Below are 18085 nucleotides of genomic sequence, written 5' to 3'. Positions count from 1 at the left end.
GGCGATGGCGCAGACCACCGTGGACGGCGTCGAGGGCGTGCAGGGGCTCGTCGGGCAGCACCTGGGGTACAGCGACTGGGTCGAGGTCACCCAGGAGCAGGTGGACCAGTTCGCCGAGGCGACCGGCGACCACCAGTGGATCCACGTCGACGTCGAGCGGGCGAAGAGGGAGAGCCCCTTCGGCGGGCCGGTCGCGCACGGCTACCTGACGCTGTCGCTCATCCCCTCCCTGCTGCCGCAGATCGTGGAGATCTCCGGCTTCCGGATGGGCGTCAACTACGGCACCGAGAAGGTGCGCTTCCCCTCGCCGGTGCCGGTGGGCAGCCGGGTGCGGGCCGGCGCGACGCTGGCGTCGGCGACCCCCTTCGACGGCGGCATCGCGATGAACATGGACGTCACCGTCGAGGTCGAGGGCCAGACCAAGCCGGCGATGGTCGCCACCGTCGTCTACCGCCGCTACCTCTGAGGCACCGGAGGCGATCCCTGCGTCCTGGGCGCCAGGACGCAGGGATCGCCTCCTCCACCTGGTCGGTCAGTTGACGATCGACTGGTTCACCAGGGCGCGCAGGTAGGCGCGGATCGGCAGCGTGCTCGAGGGCAGCAGCTGCGTGTAGAAGCTGACGACGACGTCCTCGACCGGGTCGACGTAGAACGCCGTCGACGCCGCCCCGCCCCAGCTGTAGTCGCCGACGCTCGCCACGCCGCCGTAGCGCGCCGGGTCGAGCACCATCGAGAAGCCCAGCCCGAAGCCGACCCCGCGCAGCGGCGTCTCGGCGAACAGCGGCCGGCCGAAGGTCTCCAGGTCCTGGTCGCCGGGCAGGTGGTTGCGGACCATGTGCGCCAGCGTCCGGGGGCCGAGCAGGCGCCCGCCGTCGAACGAGCCGCCACGGCGGAGCATCTCGCAGAAGCGCAGGTAGTCGCCCGCCGTCGAGACCAGCCCGCCGCCGCCGGACAGGAACGTCGGCTTGCGGTGCGCGGCCTCGCCCATGGCGTCGATCGGCGCGAACGCGGTGGCCGGGCCGCCGGGCTGCCCGGGGACGGCGGCGTAGAGGCGGGCCAGGGAGGCGACGTCGTCGTCCTCGCGCAGGCCGAAGGAGGTGTCGGTCATGCCCAGCGGGCGGAAGACCCGCTCCTCGAAGAAGACGTCGAGGGTCTGCCCGGAGACGACCTCCACCAGCCGGCCGAGGACGTCGGTGGAGACTCCGTAGTTCCACTCCGACCCGGGCTGGAAGACCAGCGGCACCGACGCCCACTGGCGGCACGCCTCGGCCGAGTCGACGCCGGGCGGGGTGCCCCACTCGTGGCCCATCGCGCGGTACATGGCGTCGACCGGGTGGGCGTGGTGGAAGCCGTAGGTGAGCCCGGAGGTGTGCGTGAGCAGGTGCCGGACGCGGATCGGCTCGACCTGCGGCTGGGTGACCGGCTTCTGCGACGACCCGGCGACGTAGACCCGGGTCCCGGCGAACTCCGGCAGCCACCGGGCGATCGGGTCGGTGAGCTCGAAGGCCCCCTCCTCGTACAGCATCATCGCCGCCACCGAGGTCACCGGCTTGGTCATGGAGAAGATCCGCCAGCGGGTGTCCTCCTCGACCGGCAGGCCGTTCTCGACATCGCGGGAGCCGTACCGCCCGACGTGCGCCAGCCGGCCGTGCCGGGACACCGTGACCAGGAAGCCGGGCAGCTGGCCGTCGTCGACCCAGCGGGCCAGCCGCTTGTCCAGGCGCTCCAGCCGGCCGGCGTCGAGGCCCACCTCGGCCGGGTCGGTCTCCAGGGTCAGTCCGCTCGCCACGTGTTCCTCCGTCCCGGCGCCGTCGCCCTCGGGCGGCGCCTGCCTGCGCATCCTGACCCACGGGACGTGGGGGAGGTCACAGGGGGCAGGCGCCGCCCCGGCGGGGGTCCCGGTGGATCAGACCGGCACGTTGCTCGCGGCCTTCTTCAGGTTGGAGCCGGCGGTCACCTTGACGGTGTTGGCCGCGGGGATCTCGATGGACTCACCGGTCTGCGGGTTGCGGCCGGTGCGCGCCGAGCGCTGGGTCCGCTCGACGGTGATGAGGCCGGAGACGGCCACCTTCTCGCCGCGGGTGATCGCCTCGACGAGCTCCTCCTGCAGACCGCTGAGCACGGCGTCGACGGTGGAGTTGGGGACGTCGGCGCGCTTGGCGATGGCGGAGACGAGTTCGGCCTTGTTCACGGGTTTCCTCTCGGACGTCGGGGCCCGCGCGGTCTCGGCGGGCCGCCGGGTGGGTACCGGCCGCGGGTCCGCGGCGGCGGTCCCGGGCGGGCGCCCGGGACGGACCGGTTCCCGTCGGGGGTCCGGCCCGGGGCACCGTGACACGCCGACGGGGCATCTGGCCAGTGCACGGGCCTGATCACGACCCTACGGACCCGCCGGTACCACCCGTCCCGGGGGCGGGTCGGCTCCCCGCGACGCAGGGTGAGCCGCGTGCCGCGGCTCCCCGGGACCGGACGGCGGTCAGGCGGCGCGGATGTGCGCGCAGACGGCCGCCACCGGCTCCGGGCCGACCCCGGCCAGCCCGTGGTCGGCCGCGGCGTGCCCGGCGACCTGGCCGAGGATCCCGGCGTCGTCGGCGGCGGTGAACGAGGCGGTGCAGCCGGGGACGACGTCCCCGCAGGTGGAGGTCTCCACCGGGCGGTGGCTCTCGGGAGGGGTGGGGAGGGCGTTCAGCGGACGGCGGCCGCGGAGGCCAGGTCCTCGACGCGCAGCAGGCCCACCACGGCGCCGGAGGCGTCGGTGCAGACCACGGGGTCGAAGCGCTGGGCCGGCGAGCGGGTCAGGGCCCGCTGGAGGGTGGCGGTGACGTCGTCGCTGGGCTCGGCGCGCAGCGACACCGGGGCCGTGTGGGCCTGTCCGGTGCGCGGGTCGGTCAGCCGCAGAGCGAGTGGCTCGCCCTGCCGGCCCACCAGGACGACCGGCGGGACGCCGGGGAAGGGCTCGGTGACCTCGCACTGGCGCACCGGGCGCAGCAGGCCCGCGACGGTGGACGCCGACCGCGCGCGGGCGGCGCAGCCGCGGACCAGCGCGACGACGTCCGGGTCCAGCGGCGCGAACCCGGGGGAGGGCCGGCCCAGCAGCCACCCCTGCGCCAGCGGCACGCCGAGCCGGCAGAAGGCGGCCAGCTCGCCGCGGGTCTCGATGCCCTCGGCGAGCAGCCAGGCGTCGATGCGGCCGGCGAACTCGCCGACCATCTCGGCCAGCGCCATGCGCACCGGGTCGGCGTCCGCGCCGGCGACCAGGGAGCGGTCCAGCTTGACCAGCTGCGGCCGGAGGGCGGCCAACTGCTGCAGGCCCGACCAGCCCGAGCCGGTGTCGTCGAGGGCGACCAGCGCCCCCCGCGCCCGCAGCTCGGCGACCTGGACGCGCAGCGCGCCCAGGTCGTCGACCGGCGCGTGCTCGGTCAGCTCGACCACGACGCGGTGCAGGTCCGGGCGGGTGGCCATCGCCTCCTGCACCGGCGCCGTACCGAGCAGGTGCGGGCCGACGTTGACGGTGAGGAAGGTGTCCGCGGGCAGGTCCGGGACGGCGGCCAGGGCCTTGTGCAGGGCCAGCGCCTCGAGCTCGGCGGCGATCCCGGCGTCGGCGGCCGCGGCGAACCACACGTCCGGGCCGGCGGGGCCCGGGAAGCGGGACAGCGCCTCGTACCCGGCCACCCGGGCCCGCGCGAGGTCGACGATCGGCTGGAAGACCAGCGTGAGGTCGTCGGGGTCGGCGAGCAGGGGGCGGCAGTCCGGCAGCCGCCGCGTCAGCATCCCCGTCATGGTGGGGGGATCGGCCGCGGCCGCCGCCCGCCGGACCCCTCCGGCCGTGGGCCTCACCCGGTGGGGTGGGCGGGCGCCACCTGCGGACGGCGCCGTCCGCGCGGCCGTCTCCCGTGGCAGCATGGACGGCTGCGGCCGCCCGGTCGCGCGAGGACGAGGAGGGCCGTGACCGTCCCTCCGCCGTGCGCGCCCGACGACGTCCTGCGGGACCCGCACCGCCTCGCCGCCGCCCGCCGCCTGCTCCTCGAGGTGCCCGGACCCGCCGCCTACGACCGGCTGTCCGGGCTGGCCGCGCGGCTGCTCGACGTCGGCTACGCGAAGGTCACCCTGTTCATCGAGCGGGACACCGTCGTCGGCGGGCACGGCCTGCCGCCCGGCGTGATCGGCGGGCGGGCGCTGCTCACCGGCGCCTTCTCCGAGCGCGTCGTGCGCGAGGGACGGGCCCTCGCGGTGCCCGACGCACGGGCCGACCGCGCGCTGGCCGGGCTGCCCGCCGTCACCTCGGGCGAGGTCGTGGCCTACCTGGGCACACCGCTGCTGTCCGCGTCCGGGTTCGTCGTCGGCGCGCTCGCCGTCTACGACCCCGGGCCGCGCACGTGGGAGCCCGACGACGTCGCGCTGCTGGAGCACCTGGCCTCCGCGGTGGTGGCCGAGCTGGAGCTCTCGGCGGCCCGGTCCGCCATCGGCGTGTCGGCCACCCGGCTGGAGGTGGCCCTCGAGGCCAGCGAGATCGGCATCTGGGAGTACGACCTGCGCACCGGGGCGCTGCACTGGGACGAGCGCTGCGCGGCGGTGCACGGCCTCGACGGACCCCTGGACATCGTCGACGTCGACCGGATGCTCGCCGAGCGGATCCACCCCGACGACCACGCCGCGGTGCGGTCGGCCATGGTCGGGGCGCTGGCCGGCGACGGCGAGTACGCCGTCGAGGCCCGCGCCCTGCACGCCGACGGCAGCGTGCGGTGGACGGTGTCCCGCGGCCGCGTGGTGCGCGACTTCCGCGGCGAGCGGGTGCGGGTCCTCGGGACCGTCCTCGACGCCACCGAGGCCCGCGAGCAGGCCACCCGCCGGATGGCGGCGGTGCAGCGGGCCGCCGCCATCGCCGAGGTCGCCGCGGAGCTGGCCAACGCGACCGCGCTGTCCCAGCTGGCCGAGATCGCGCTGCGGGGTGCCCGGGTGCTCGGGGCGTCCTCGAGCGCGCTGGCCGCGTTCGACGGGGACGGCGCGCTGCGGCTGCACCTGGCCCGGGACCTGGCCGACACCGTGGCGCACGCCGCCGCGGAGGCCGACGTGGAGCTCCCGCCCGAGGACCTGGTGGTCGAGCTCGACGACGCCCTGCCCACCCAGTACGCCGCCCGGCACGGCGAGCGGCTGGTCTTCGCCGACCTCGACGAGGCCGTGGCCCGGTTCCCGCAGATGGCCGACGTCGGCGCCGCGCTCGGGCTGCGCGCGCTCGCCGCGCTGCCGCTGCGGGTCGAGGGCCGGCTGCTGGGCAGCTTCGTCGTCGTCTGGGACACCGCGCACGTCTTCGCCGACGACGACGTCGAGCTGCTCGACGCGCTGACCGCGCAGATCGGCCTCAGCGTCTCCCGGCTGCGGTCCCAGGCCGAGCGCGCCGAGGCCGTCCGCGCCATGTCCGAGGCCAACCAGCGGCTGCAGCTGCTGGCCGACGCCGGCCGCGTGCTCTCGGGCAGCCTCGACATCGGCGAGCAGCTCGGGCAGCTCGCCGACCTGGTGGTGCCGGCCCTCGCCGACTGGTGCTGGATCGTCGTCACCGAGGAACAGGGCCGGCTGCACGAGGTGGCCTGGGCGCACCGCGACCCGGCCCGGCGTGGGGACGTCGCCGCCTACGTGCACGCGATGGCGACCGGGATGAGCGACGAGCACGCCGCGCGGGTGGTCACCCGCACCGGCCGGCCGCTCGTCGTCCCGGAGCTGGACGCCGCCCGGATCGCCCGGTCCCTGCCCGACCCCACCGCCCAGGAGATGCTGCTGCGGCTGGCGCCCCGGTCGGCGCTCGTCGTGCCGCTGGTGGCGCGGGGGCGGGTCATCGGCGCCCTGGGCACCGCCAACGACGCCGCGCGCGGGCCGCACACGCCCGGCGAGATCGAGACCGCGGTCGAGGTGGGCCGCCGGGCGGGGCTGGCCCTCCAGGCGGCTCGCCTCTACGAGCAGCAGCGCGGCCTCGCCGACGCCCTGCAGCACAGCATGCTGACCGCGCCGCCCCGGCCCGAGGGCTGCGAGATCGTCGTCCGGTACGTGCCGGCGTCGGAGGGCGCCGAGATCGGCGGCGACTGGTACGACGCGTTCGTCGAGGCCGGCGGCGCGGTGGTGCTGGCGATCGGCGACGTCGTCGGGCACGACCGGCACGCCGCCGCGGCGATGGGCCAGCTGCGCGGGCTGCTGCGCGGCATCGGCTACGCCGGCGGGGGCTCCCCGGCCGAGGTGCTCGGCGGGCTCGACCGCGCGGCGGCCGGGCTGGCGCTGGGGACGATGGCCACCGCGGTCCTCGCCCGGCTGGAGCGCACCGACGCCGGGGGTGCGCGGCTGCGCTGGTCGAGCGCCGGGCACCCGCCGCCGGTCGCCGTCCTGCCCGGCGGCGGCGTGCGCGTGCTGGACGAGGGGACCGCGGACCTGCTGCTCGGCGTCGACCCGCGCCGTCCCCGCGCCGACCACGACTGCGACCTGCCCGTGGGCAGCACGGTGCTGCTCTACACCGACGGCCTGGTCGAGCGGCGGGACCGCGACCTCGACGCCGGCACCGCCGCCCTCACCGCCGCGCTGGGCGAGTTCGGCGACCTCCCGCTCGAGGAGCTGTGCGACCGGCTGCTCGGGCGGATGGTCCTGCCCGGCGCCGAGGACGACGTCGCCCTGCTCGCCGTCCGCGTCGGGCGGGAGAGCCATTAGCGCGACGAAGGCGCTCCGGGAGTCCTAGAGAGGCGCGACCTCGTAGGTGTGGCCGGCCGCGCGCAACCGGTCGACCAGCACGCCGCCCAGTGCCGTCGCGGGGGTCAGCGACCCGGCCCGGTCCGGCAGCCGCTCCTCGTCGAGGGCCAGCGCCAGCGCCACCTCGCCGAGCATGACCGACGTCGCCTTGTAGCCGGGGTCGCCCTGCCCGGCCACCGTGGCACGGTAGCGGCGGCCGCCCTCGGTGTCGGCGTCGACGACCATCCGGAAGAAGCCCCTCTCCCGCGTGGCCTCGTCCGGCCCGCTGCCCGGCGCGGGGAGCACCCGGTCGAGCAGGGCCCGGGTCGGCGGGAAGGCGAGCGCACCGAGCGCCGCGGCCAGGCCGGTGGTGACGCCGGCGGCGGCGAACGCGCCGGTGATCCCGCGGCCGGTGCTCATCGACTCGCCGTAGCGCAGGCCCCGGCCGTAGGCCCACTCCTGCAGCGCGTTGCTGCGGCGCACGATCCGGGTGTTGAACGGTGCCATGACGAACGGGGCGGTCCACCGGCCCTCGGCGGCCAGCGCGGGCGGCACGGCGTCCGGGGGCTGCTTCGTGTCGGGCTCGGCGGCGCGGTCGGGGGAGAGGGCGTACGGGTCGCCGATCACCCTCCGCACCGCCCGGTCGGTGGCCATCGCCTCGATCTGCGCGCGCATCGAGTCGACGGTGCCGCCGCTGAACCCGCCGCGGACGGTGGCGACCAGGCGGACGTCGGTCAGCCCGCCCGCGCCGTCGGCCCGGGCGCGCTCGGCGAGCAGGTACACCGACAGGTCCGACGGGATGGAGTCGTAGCCGGCGGCGTGCACGAGGCGGGCGCCGGTCTCGCGGGCGACGGCGTCGCAGCGGTCGATGGCCTCGCGCACGAACAGCACCTCGCCGGTGAGGTCGGCGTAGTGCGTGCCCGCCCGCGCGCAGGCCTCCACGACCGGCAGGCCGTAGCGGTGGTACGGGCCGACCGTGGTGGCCAGCACCCGGGTGCCCTCCACCATCCGGGCCACGGACGCCGGGTCGCCGGTGTCGGCCTCGACCAGCGGCCAGTGGCGGGCCGCCTCCGGCAGCGCGGCCGCGGCGGCGGTCAGCTTCTCCTTCGACCGGCCGGCCAGGGCGACGCGCAGGCCGGGCGGCGCGGCCTCGGCCACGTAGGCGGCGACCAGGCGGCCGACGAAGCCGGTGGCGCCGAAGAGGACGACGTCGTGCTCCCGCTCGGGCATGCGGCTCATCCTGCCGGGCGGCTCCGGCTCACCGCATCCGGCGGCGGAGGACCCGGCGGCGCCCCTCGGGCCGCCGGGACCGGTCGCGGGCCGCCAGCCGGCTGCGGGCGCGACCGGGGAGGTCCACGGCGACCGGCGCCTCCCACCCGCGCCACACCGACAGCACCCGCAGGCCCGCGACGAAGGCGATCACCACCAGCGCCACCGGGATGGGGTCCACGCCGAGCGGCCCGGCCAGCAGCGTCAGCAGGGTGGCGCCGAGCAGCGCGGCGACGGCGTTGTAGGGCCCGGGCTGCACGATGTCGGCGCGCTGGGCGAGCAGCACGTCGCGGATGACCGCCCCGCCGACCGCCGTCAGCGTCCCGATGAACACGACCGAGGCGCTGGGCAGGCCGGCGAGCTGGGCCTTCTGCGCGCCGATGACGGTGAACAGGCCGAGGGTGAGCGCGTCGAGCACCACCAGCAGCGCGGTGAGCCGGGACAGCCAGCCGGAGAAGAAGAAGGTCACCGCCGCGGTGATGGCCACGGCGGGCAGGTAGGCGCGGTCGGTCAGGGCGACCGGCGGGCCCTCCGCCAGCAGCACGTCGCGGATCAGCCCGCCGCCGAGGCCGCCGCTGACCGCGAGCAGCAGGACGCCGGAGACGGCGAAGCCCTCCCGGGCGGCCAGCAGCCCGCCGGTGAGCGCGCCGACGACGATCGCGGCGAGGTCGACCGCGGCCGGGACGTGCAGCGTCTCGGTGGCCGCCGCGAGGGTGCTCACGAGGGTCCATCCTCCCGCCCGCCGCCGGGCCGCCCGGGACCTGCCCCCCTCGGACGGGTGAGACGGCGCTCGACCCGCTGCCCGGCCCGTCCGATGAGGCAGCCATGAGCAGGTCCCGGAGCGCGACGGCGGCCGGCACCCGGTTGTTCGCCGCCTACGCCGCGGCCAGCCTGGTGCCGGTCGTCGTGCTGGGCGCGGTCCTCGCGGCGGGCATCCGGCAGGACGCCGTCGACCGCGCGCTGGAGTACGGCCACGCGCAGGCCGCGGTGGTCGAGGAGATGGCCATCGCCCCGGCGCTGCGCGGGCAGGACCTCGGCACCGGGCTCACCGGCGCCGAGCGCGAACGGCTGCAGTCGGCCACCGACCTCGCCGTCTTCCGCGGCTCGATCCTGCGGCTGCGGCTGCGCGACTTCGCCGGCACGGTCGTCTTCGCCGACGACGGCGCCACCGGTCCCGAGACCGCGCTGCCCGACTACCCCGCCGGCGAGGACGTCGTCCCCGCGGCCGGCGGCGCGTTCACCACGGCCGCGGCCGGCGGGACCGACGTCGCCCTGCTCGACGACGACGGCCTGGCCGTGGGCCGGATGATCCGCGTCCTGCAGCCCATCGTCGCCGACACCTCCGGCCGGTCGGTCGGCGTGCTCGAGCTGCTGCTGCCCTACGACACCGTCGCCGCCGAGGTCGAGGCGGCCACCACCCGCACCTACTGGCGGCTGGGCGCCGGCCTCGGCGCCCTCTACCTGGTGCTCGCCGGGATCTCCTGGTCGACCACCCGCCGGCTGCGCCGCCAGGCCGCGCAGGCCGCCCACGACGCGCTGCACGACCCGCTGACCGGGCTGGCCAACCGCGAGCTGTTCGCCCGCCGGGTGGCCGCCGAGGTCGGCCGCGGCGCCCCGGCCGCCGTCGTCCTCGTCGACCTCGACCGGTTCAAGGAGGTCAACGACACCCTCGGCCACCACGCCGGCGACCAGCTGCTGCGGGAGGTGGGCCGCCGGCTGTCGGCCACCGTGCGGGCGGGGGACACCGTCGCCCGCCTCGGCGGCGACGAGTTCGGCCTGCTGCTGCCCGGCATGGACGACGCCGGCGCCGCCCGCGAGCTGGTGCAGCGGGTCAGCGACGCGCTGTCGGTGGAGACCGTGGTCGAGGGCGTGCCGCTGGCGGTGGAGGCCAGCTGCGGCATCGCCATGCACCCGGCCGACGCCACCGACGTCGAGACGCTCATGACCTGCGCCGACGCAGCCATGTACCAGGGCAAGCGCGGCGCGACCGGCGTCGTCGTCTTCGACCCCCGCGCCACCGCTCCCTCGCCGCACTCGCCCGCGCTGCAGCACGACGTGCGGCGCGCGCTGGAGGACGGCGACCTGCGCCTGCACTACCAGCCGCAGGTGGACCTGGCCTCCGGCGCCACCGTCGGCGTCGAGGCGCTGCTGCGCTGGCAGCACCCGCAGCGCGGGCTGCTCGGCCCCGGCGAGTTCCTGCCGGCGCTGGAGCAGTCCGGCGTCATCAGCGCGCTCACCGAGTGGGTGCTCCGGCAGGCGCTGGCCGACTGCGCCGCCTGGACGGCCGCCGGCGAGGACTGGACGGTCTCGGTGAACGTCTCGGTGCGCAACCTCGAGGCGCCCGGCTTCGCCGCCACCGTCGCCCGGCTCGCCGCCGCGGCCGGGGTGCCACCGGCGAGGCTGCTCCTGGAGGTCACCGAGACCGCGCTGCCCGCCGACCTCGCGGCCGCCTCTGCCTGCCTGGCCGAGCTCGCCGCGCACGGGTTCGGCGTCGCCCTCGACGACTTCGGGGTCGGCTTCGCCAGCCTGTCGCACCTGCGCTCGCTGTCACTGACCGAGGTCAAGGTCGACCGGGCCTTCGTCACCGGGGTCGACGTCTCGGCCGAGGACGCCGCCGTCGTGCGGTCGCTGGTCGAGCTCGCCCACGGCCTGGGTCTGTCGGTCTGCGCCGAGGGCGTCGAGACGCCCGAGGTCGCCGCCTGGCTGCGGGCGGTCGGCTGCGACCGCGCGCAGGGGTGGCTGTTCTCCCGGCCCCGCCCGTGGCCGGAACTCACCTGCGCGGTCGCGTCCGCGCCCGCCCTGGAGGTCCTCGCGTGACCCGCACCCGCCGCGCCCTCGCCGGCACCGCCGTCCTCGCCGCCGCCCTGGTCACCGCCGGGTGCGGGGGAGCCGCCCCGACGACCGGCACCGGCGCGGCCGCCGCCGTCACCGTCGACGCGCGGCTGCACGCCGCGCTGCCCGCCGACGTGCGCGAGGCCGGCGTCCTCACCGTGGCCAACGACCCGTCCTACCCGCCGGCGTCGTCGTTCGGCCCGGACGGGCGCACCATCGTCGGCTTCGAGCCCGACCTCGGCGCCGCGCTCGGCGACCTGCTCGGCGTGGAGGTGCGCTTCGAGGCCGCGCCGTTCGACACGCTCCTCGACGACCTCGTCGCCGACCGGTTCGACCTGGTCATGAGCGCGGTCACCGACACCGCCGAGCGCGAGCAGCAGGCCGACTTCGTCAACTACTTCCGCGCCGGCTCCGCGATCGTCGTCGCGCGCGGCAACCCGCTCGGCATCCACGAGCTGGCCGGGCTGTGCGGCCGCAGCGTCGCCGTCGAGGCCGGGACCGTGCAGGTCGGGCTGCTGGAGCGGGCCCAGGCCTCGTGCACGGGACGCATCGACGTGCACGAGCTGCCCACCAACGACGACGCCCTGCTCGAGCTGCGCACCGGCCGCGCCGACGCCGTGGTCGCCGACTACCCGCCGGCGGTCTACGTGACCACCGACCCGCGGACGCAGAACAGCTACCAGCTGGTCTCCGACACCCAGTACGAGCCCGGGCTCTACGGCATCGCCGTCGCCCCGGACCGGACCGGGCTGCGCGACGTGCTCACCGAGGCGCTGCAGCGGCTGGTCGACGACGGCGTCTACCAGGAGCTGCTCGACCGCTGGGAGGTCGGGCACGGCGCCGTCGACGCGGTGACCGTCAACGGCGCCCTGCCCGCCAGCTGATGGAACGGCCCCCTTGCAGGGCCCCGCTCCGAGCGTCAGCGAGGGGTGGGGGGCAAGGGGGCCTCCGACTACTGGCCGGGCGGGACCTGCACCGCGGTGGCGGTGTCGTCGGGAGCCGTTCCCGCGCGGACACGCGCGTCCTCGGCGGCCATCGCCTCCTGCCGGCCGGCCTCCTCCTCGAGGATGGCGGCGGCCTTCCACTGCTGCGGGATGGCGAAGCCGTCGACGAGGGTGACCATGTGCGGCCGCAGCTCGGCCAGCAGGGCGTTCACCGTGGCGGTCAGCGCCCTGGACCGGGCCGGGGTGAGCTGGCCGTGCTCGAGCAGCCAGCCCTTGTCCGCCTCGAGGGTCGACAGCGCGTAGAGGTCGCACAGGGCCTCGAGCAGCGCCCTCGCACCCGGGTCGGTGGTCCGTTCGATGCCGGCGACGAACGCCTCGAGCACCACCCGGTCGATGTGCGTGGACGCCGTCCGCAGCACGTGGTCCTGCACGCTGTTGAACACCTGGAAGGGCTCCATGCCCTCGGTGGCGGCGTTCCTCCGCAGCCGCCGGATGGCGCCCTCGAGGGTGTGCCTCTCGCGGAACTCGAACACCTTCAGCTGCCAGCCGCGGTCGCGCAGCGGCACGTCCTCGTCCCGGCCGGGGACGGCGTCGACCAGCCGGGCGATCAGCCCGCGGGCCGCCGTCCGCTCGAGGACGGTCTCGCGGACCATGTCGGCGACGAACGCGACCCGGCCCCAGCCGTCGAGGGAGCCGAACGCGTCCCGGTAGCCGGTGAGCAGGCCCTTGGCGACCAGCTGCAGCAGGACGGTGTTGTCGCCCTCGAACGTGGTGAACACGTCGGTGTCGGCCTTGAGCTGGGGCAGCCGGTTCTCCGCCAGGTAGCCGGCGCCGCCGCACGCCTCGCGGCACACCTGGATGGTGCGGGTGGCGTGCCAGGTCTGGGCCGCCTTGAGCCCGGCCGCGCGCGACTCGAGCTCCCGCTGGGCGGCCTCGTCGACCGGCTCGCCGTGCTCGTGCACCGCGGTCTGGACGTCGTGCATCGTGCCGACCAGCTCCTCCTGCGCGAACGCCAGGGCGTAGGAGGTGGCCAGGGCCGGCAGCAGCTTGCGCTGGTGGACCAGGTAGTCGTTGAGCACGATCTCCCGGTCGCGGCCGGGGGCGGCGAACTGGCGGCGGACGTCGCCGTAGCGGACGGCGATGTCGAGGGCCAGCTTGGTCGCCGAGCCGGCCGAGCCGCCGACGCTCACCCGGCCGCGGACCAGCGTGCCGAGCATGGTGAAGAAGCGGCGGGTCTCGTTCTCGATGTCCGAGGTGTAGGTGCCGTCCTCGGCGACCTGCCCGAAGCGGTCGAGCAGCATCTCCCGCGGCACGCGGACGTGGTCGAAGGAGAGCCGGCCGTTGTCGACGCCGAGCAGCCCGGCCTTGGGGCCGTCGTCGCCGATGGTGACGCCGGGCACCGGGTTGCCGTCCTCGTCGCGGATCGGCACCAGCCAGGCGTGCACGCCCCGCGGCTCCCCCTGGGTGACCAGCTGAGCGAAGACGACGGCCATGCGCCCGTCCTTCGCCGCGTTGCCGATGTAGTCCTTGCGCGCGGCCTCGTGGGGGGTGTGCAGGTCGAAGGTCTGCGTGTCCGGGTCGTACGTGCACGTGGTGCGCAGCTGCTGGACGTCGGAACCGTGGCCGGTCTCGGTCATCGCGAAGCAGCCGGGCAGCGCGAAGCTCATGATGTCGGGCAGGTACGCGTCGTGGTGCCGCTGCGTGCCGAGCAGCTGGACGGCGCCGCCGAACAGCCCCCACTGGACGCCGGCCTTGACCATGAGCGACAGGTCGCCGAAGGCCAGCATCTCGATCGAGGTCACCGAACCGCCGGCGTCGGCCTCGCCCCCGTACTCCTTGGGGAAGCCCAGGCCGACGCGGCCGGTGGCGGCGAGCTCGCCGGCCAGCCGGGTGATCCGCTCGCGGGCCTCCTGCACCGACTCGCCGTACACCGGCGCGTACTTCGGGTCGCCGAGCTGCTCGCGGGCGTCGCGGCGCACGTGCGCCCACCGCCCGTCGAGCACCTCCCGGAGGCGCGCCGGGTCCACGGTGCGGGGCAGGGTGGAGGTCACTTCTTCTCCTCGGGGGTGGGGACGGGCTCTCCCGGCACCAGGCTGCGCAGCCCGGCCCAGGCGAGGTCGGTGAGGTGGGCGGCCAGGTCGGCCCGGGGCATCGGCCGGTCGGCGCGCAGCCACCAGTCGGCGGCGGCGCGGACCAGCCCCACCAGGCCGTGCCCCCAGGGCGCGGCGGCCGCGGGGTCCCGGCCGGCCTGCTCGAGGGCGACGGCCACCAGGGCGGCGGCCTGGTCGCCGACGAGGTCCGACAGCGTGCTGACCGGGTCGGCGTCGACCGGCCGGTCCAGCAGGGGGTGGGCGACGACGAAGCGGTAGAGCTCCGGATCGGCCTCGATGAACGCCAGGTAGGTCTCGACGGCGGCGGCCACCATCCGGCGCGGGTGGCCGGTGCTGGTCATCGCCGCGCGCAGCTTCTCGGTGAGCTGGGCCGCGACCCGGTTGCAGACGGCGACGTAGAGCTCGCTGCGGTCGGCGAAGTGCCGGTAGACGACGGTCTTGCTGGTGCCGGCCTCGGCGGCGATCTCGTCCATGCCGACTCCGGCGCCGTGCCTGCCGACGGCGGCGACGGTGGCGTCCACCAGCTGCTCGCGGCGCGCGCGGCGGTGCTCGTCCCACCGCGAGTCCCGGCGGTCGCGCCGCCGGGTCGCCGTCTCCGCCTTCATGTAACCGACGGTACCGTGTACCGTCGGTACCGGCCACTGTGAGCGGCCCTCGTAGCGCTAATGGCGTCCTGTGACCCCGGAGGTCCTCATGAGCTCGCCCCAGCCCCGGCGGGCCGCCGTCCTCGGCGGCAACCGCATCCCGTTCGCCCGCTCGAACTCCCGCTACGCGCAGGCGTCCAACCAGGACATGCTCACCGCGACGCTGGACGGCCTGGTCGCCCGCTTCGGGCTGCAGGGGGAGCAGGTGGGCGAGGTCGTCGCCGGCGCCGTCCTCAAGCACTCGCGCGACTTCAACCTCACCCGCGAGTCGGTGCTCGGCTCGACGCTGTCGGCCGCGACCCCGGCCTACGACGTGCAGCAGGCCTGCGGCACCGGCCTCGAGGCGGCGGTGCTGGTCGCCAACAAGATCGCCCTCGGCCAGATGGAGTCGGGCATCGCCGGCGGCGTCGACACCACCTCCGACGCGCCGCTCGCCGTCCACGAGGACCTGCGCCGCGTGCTCATCCGGCTCAACTCCGCCAGGACCCTCGGCCAGCGGCTCAAGGCCCTGCGCGGCCTGCGCCCCGGCCAGCTGGTGCCCGAGATCCCGCGCAACGCCGAGCCGCGCACCGGGCTGGCGATGGGCGACCACGCCGCCCTCACCGCCGAGGAGTGGGGGATCGGCCGCGAGGAGCAGGACGAGCTGACCGTCCGCTCGCACCGCAACCTCGCCGCCGCCTACGACCGCGGCTTCCTCGACGACCTGGTCACCCCCTACCTGGGCCTGACCCGCGACCAGAACCTGCGGCCGGACACCTCGCTGGAGAAGCTCGCGAAGCTGGCGCCGGTCTTCGGCGAGGGCCCCGGCGCCACGATGACGGCGGGCAACTCGACGCCGCTCACCGACGGCGCCTCGACCGTCCTGCTGTCCTCCGACGAGTGGGCCGCCGAGCACGGGTTCCCGGTGCTCGCCCACCTGGTCGACGCGCAGACCGCGGCCGTGGACCACGTGCACGGCGGCGAGGGCCTGCTCATGGCGCCGGCCTACGCGATGCCGGTGATGCTCGCCCGCAACGGCCTGACGCTGCAGGACTTCGACTTCTACGAGATCCACGAGGCGTTCGCGTCCACCGTGCTGTCGACCCTCAAGGCGTGGGAGGACCCGGCGTTCTGCAAGGAGCGGCTCGGCCTCGACGCCCCGCTCGGCGCGATCGACCGGGACCGGCTCAACGTGAACGGCTCGTCGCTGGCGGCCGGGCACCCGTTCGCCGCCACCGGCGGCCGCATCGTCGCGACGCTGGCCAAGACCCTGCACGAGGCCGGTCCCGGCAAGCGCGGTCTCATCTCCATCTGCGCAGCCGGCGGCCAGGGCGTCGTCGCGATCCTCGAGTCCTGAGCAGGAGGCTCCCGTGAGCGACTGGTACACGACCTTCGCCAACTCCGGCGTCGGCTCGACCGTGGTGGAGCAGCTCGGCCTGCCCCGGCCGGCGGTGCTGCGCCGGTACGAGCCCGGGCAGCCGCTGCTGCCCGGCCCGGCCCTGGTGGGGACCGCGGGGGAGGGCCGGCTGGGCGACACGCTGGCCGCCGTCCTCCGCGACGCCGGCGTGACCGTGCCGGGTGGCGACGACGAGCGGCCGGCCGCCGTCCTGCTCGACGCCACCGGGCTGACCGGGCCCGGGCAGCTGGCCGCGGCGCACGCCTTCCTCGCCCCGGCGGTCAAGCGGCTGCGGCCCACCGGCCGGGTGCTCGTGCTCGCCGACCCGCCCGCGGCCGCGGACTCCCCGGCGCAGGCCGCGGCCCGGCAGGCCCTGGAGGGGCTGGTCCGGTCGGTGGCCAAGGAGCTCCGCGCGGGCTCCACGGCCAACCTCGTGTACGTGCCCGAGGGCGCCGAGGCGTCGGTCGCGAGCCCGGTGCTGTTCTTCCTGTCCGGGCGGTCGGCCTACGTCGACGGGCAGGTGCTCACCGTGTCGGCGGCCGAGGTACCCGCGGACGAGGACCCGGTGCGCCCGCTGCAGGGGAAGGTCGCCGTGGTCACCGGCGCCGCGCGCGGCATCGGGGCGGCGATCGCCCGGGTCGTGGCCCGCGACGGCGCGCACGTGGTCGCCGTCGACGTGCCCGCCGCCGGGGAGTCGCTGGCCGCGGTGGCCAACGAGGTCCGCGGGACGGCGTTCCAGCTCGACATCACCGCCCCCGACGCCGCCGAGCGGCTGGTCACCCACCTGCGGGAGCGGCACGGCGGGGTCGACGTCGTCGTGCACAACGCCGGGATCACCCGGGACAAGCTGCTGGTCAACATGGACGCCGCCCGCTGGGAGTCGGTCATGGCGGTCAACCTCCAGGCGCAGCTGGACCTCACCCGCGCGCTGCTCGACGCCGAGGGCCTGCTGCGGCCGGGCGCCCGCGTGGTCGCGGTGAGCTCGCAGTCCGGGATCGCCGGCAACCGCGGGCAGACGAACTACGCGGCGAGCAAGGCCGGCGTCATCGGGATGGTGCGGGCGTGGGCGCCGGAGTTCGCTGCGCGCGGCGCCACGATCAACGCCGTCGCGCCGGGTTTCATCGTCACCGAGATGACGGCGAAGATGCCCTTCGGCACCCGCGAGGTCGGCGCCCGGATCAACTCGCTGCAGCAGGGCGGGCTGCCGGTCGACGTCGCCGAGACGATCGCCTGGCTGTCCTCGCCCACGGCCGCCGGCGTGAACGGGCAGGTCGTGCGCGTGTGCGGCCAGTCGATGCTGGGCGCCTGATGGTCACCGTGCTGGAATCGGCGCCGTCGATGGCGCCACTGTTCGTCCGGGCCGCGCTCACCGCGCGGGGCCGCGGCGGGGACCTGCCGGGCACCCGGCTGGCCCGCCGCGGCGTGACCGTGGACCCGGCCGAGGTGGCCGCCTACGCCCGCGTCTGCCGGTTCCCGCTGGCCGACGCGCTGCCGGTGACCTTCCCGCACGTGCTGACCTTCCCGCTGCAGGTCGCGCTGATGAGCGACCGCGCCTTCCCGCTGGCGCTGCCGGGCCTGGTGCACGTCCGCAACCGGATCGACGTGCTGCGGCCGGTCGAGCTGGGGGAGGCCCTCGACCTGGAGGTGTGGGCCGAGCGGTTCGCCGTCCACCCGCGTGGCGCGACCGTCGACCTCTGCGCGTCGGTGTCGGCCGGCGGCGCCGAGGTGTGGCACGGCCGCTCCACCTACCTGGCCCGCGGGGCCCGGCCGCCCGAGGGTGCGCCGGCGTCCGACGTCGACGTGACCGTCGGCGACCTGCCCGCGGGGACCATCCGCTGGCGGGTGCCGGGCGACGCCGGCCGCCGCTACGCCCGGGTCTCCGGCGACGTGAACCCGATCCACCTCTCCGCGCTGACCGCCCGGGCCTTCGGCTTCCCGCGGGCGATCGCGCACGGGATGTGGGTGGAGGCGCGGGCGCTGGCCGCGCTGTCGGGCCGGCTGCCCGGGGCGCTCACCGTCGACGTCGGCTTCCGCCGCCCGCTGCTGCTGCCCTCGACGGTCACCCTGGCGACCGCGCCGGCCGACGGCGGCTGGGACCTCGCGCGGGGCCCCGCGCGGCGCGGGTCCCCCCCCCACCTGGGCACCCTGCGCCCGCACTGACCCGCGGTTTAGCACCCTGGGGGGGTGGTTATCGCGTATCGAGTTCCA

General features: G+C 76.3%; 15 protein-coding genes. 7 read left to right on the top strand and 8 right to left on the bottom strand.

Annotated elements, in window-relative coordinates; genetic code table 11:
* Positions 1-4: 4 nt before the first annotated feature.
* The gene (locus ACI798_RS19630) at positions 5-466 is read left to right on the top strand and encodes a MaoC family dehydratase (RefSeq protein ID WP_456941439.1); all 462 of its coding nucleotides are present in this window, start codon (positions 5-7) and stop codon (positions 464-466) included.
* 66 nt (positions 467-532) lie between these two features.
* Here ACI798_RS19630 and ACI798_RS19625 read toward each other — a convergent pair whose 3' ends face one another.
* The 4 genes from ACI798_RS19625 to ACI798_RS19610 all read right to left on the bottom strand — a co-directional run bounded on the left by ACI798_RS19625 (position 533) and on the right by ACI798_RS19610 (position 3768).
* The gene (locus ACI798_RS19625; RefSeq protein ID WP_456941438.1) at positions 533-1789 is read right to left on the bottom strand and encodes a serine hydrolase domain-containing protein; all 1257 of its coding nucleotides are present in this window, start codon (positions 1787-1789) and stop codon (positions 533-535) included.
* Positions 1790-1906: 117 nt separating this feature from the next.
* A complete protein-coding gene (locus ACI798_RS19620; protein WP_457048724.1) occupies positions 1907-2335 on the bottom strand; it encodes an HU family DNA-binding protein in 429 nt (142 codons plus the stop codon).
* A 138-nt stretch (positions 2336-2473) separates the two neighbouring features.
* Entirely contained in the window at positions 2474-2647 is a 174-nt protein-coding gene (locus tag ACI798_RS19615; RefSeq protein WP_457048723.1) for a DUF1059 domain-containing protein, read from the bottom strand.
* A 35-nt stretch (positions 2648-2682) separates the two neighbouring features.
* Entirely contained in the window at positions 2683-3768 is a 1086-nt protein-coding gene (locus ACI798_RS19610) for an EAL domain-containing protein (RefSeq protein WP_457048722.1), read from the bottom strand.
* A gap of 174 nt (positions 3769-3942) precedes the next feature.
* Between ACI798_RS19610 and ACI798_RS19605 the strand changes: the two genes are divergently transcribed.
* Positions 3943-6684: a SpoIIE family protein phosphatase gene (locus ACI798_RS19605; RefSeq protein WP_456941434.1), complete on the top strand. Its 2742-nt coding sequence runs from the start codon at positions 3943-3945 to the stop codon at positions 6682-6684.
* Between the two features lie 24 nt (positions 6685-6708).
* Here ACI798_RS19605 and ACI798_RS19600 read toward each other — a convergent pair whose 3' ends face one another.
* Positions 6709-7932, bottom strand: a complete 1224-nt coding sequence (locus ACI798_RS19600; protein WP_457048721.1) for a saccharopine dehydrogenase family protein — start codon at positions 7930-7932, stop codon at positions 6709-6711.
* Between the two features lie 28 nt (positions 7933-7960).
* Positions 7961-8692 carry a trimeric intracellular cation channel family protein gene (locus tag ACI798_RS19595; RefSeq protein WP_456941432.1) on the bottom strand — a complete coding sequence of 244 codons (732 nt, stop codon included), beginning with the start codon at positions 8690-8692 and terminating at the stop codon, positions 7961-7963.
* Between the two features lie 104 nt (positions 8693-8796).
* Here ACI798_RS19595 and ACI798_RS19590 point away from each other — a divergent pair, with 104 nt between their 5' ends.
* Together ACI798_RS19590 and ACI798_RS19585 are read left to right on the top strand one after the other, a co-directional pair.
* Complete coding sequence (locus tag ACI798_RS19590; RefSeq protein ID WP_456941431.1) at positions 8797-10788, top strand: putative bifunctional diguanylate cyclase/phosphodiesterase; 1992 nt, start codon at positions 8797-8799, stop codon at positions 10786-10788.
* On the top strand, positions 10785-11687 hold the full coding sequence (locus tag ACI798_RS19585) for an ABC transporter substrate-binding protein (RefSeq protein ID WP_456941430.1): 903 nt from the start codon (positions 10785-10787) through the stop codon (positions 11685-11687). Before ACI798_RS19590 ends, ACI798_RS19585 begins: the two co-directional genes overlap by 4 nt.
* A 68-nt stretch (positions 11688-11755) precedes the next feature.
* On the opposite strand, the gene ACI798_RS19580 is transcribed toward ACI798_RS19585, so the two are convergent.
* Both ACI798_RS19580 and ACI798_RS19575 read right to left on the bottom strand, forming a co-directional pair.
* Positions 11756-13798, bottom strand: a complete 2043-nt coding sequence (locus ACI798_RS19580; protein ID WP_457048720.1) for an acyl-CoA dehydrogenase family protein — start codon at positions 13796-13798, stop codon at positions 11756-11758.
* The gene (locus ACI798_RS19575; protein WP_457048719.1) at positions 13795-14463 is read right to left on the bottom strand and encodes a TetR family transcriptional regulator; all 669 of its coding nucleotides are present in this window, start codon (positions 14461-14463) and stop codon (positions 13795-13797) included. The genes ACI798_RS19580 and ACI798_RS19575 overlap by 4 nt, the downstream gene beginning before the upstream one ends.
* Positions 14464-14551: 88 nt before the next feature.
* On the opposite strand from ACI798_RS19575, the gene ACI798_RS19570 reads away from it, so the two are divergent.
* The 3 genes from ACI798_RS19570 to ACI798_RS19560 are packed head-to-tail and all read left to right on the top strand — an operon-like array spanning position 14552 to position 18037.
* Positions 14552-15838 carry an acetyl-CoA C-acetyltransferase gene (locus ACI798_RS19570; protein ID WP_457048718.1) on the top strand — a complete coding sequence of 429 codons (1287 nt, stop codon included), beginning with the start codon at positions 14552-14554 and terminating at the stop codon, positions 15836-15838.
* 13 nt (positions 15839-15851) lie between these two features.
* The gene (locus tag ACI798_RS19565) at positions 15852-17186 is read left to right on the top strand and encodes a 3-oxoacyl-ACP reductase (RefSeq protein WP_457048717.1); all 1335 of its coding nucleotides are present in this window, start codon (positions 15852-15854) and stop codon (positions 17184-17186) included.
* Positions 17186-18037, top strand: coding sequence for a MaoC family dehydratase (locus tag ACI798_RS19560; RefSeq protein WP_457048716.1), 852 nt, complete (start codon positions 17186-17188; stop codon positions 18035-18037). Before ACI798_RS19565 ends, ACI798_RS19560 begins: the two co-directional genes overlap by 1 nt.
* Positions 18038-18085 lie beyond the last annotated feature (48 nt).

The organism is Geodermatophilus sp. SYSU D01045, assembly GCF_054050295.1.
This window is presented reverse-complemented; position numbering and strand designations above follow the sequence as displayed.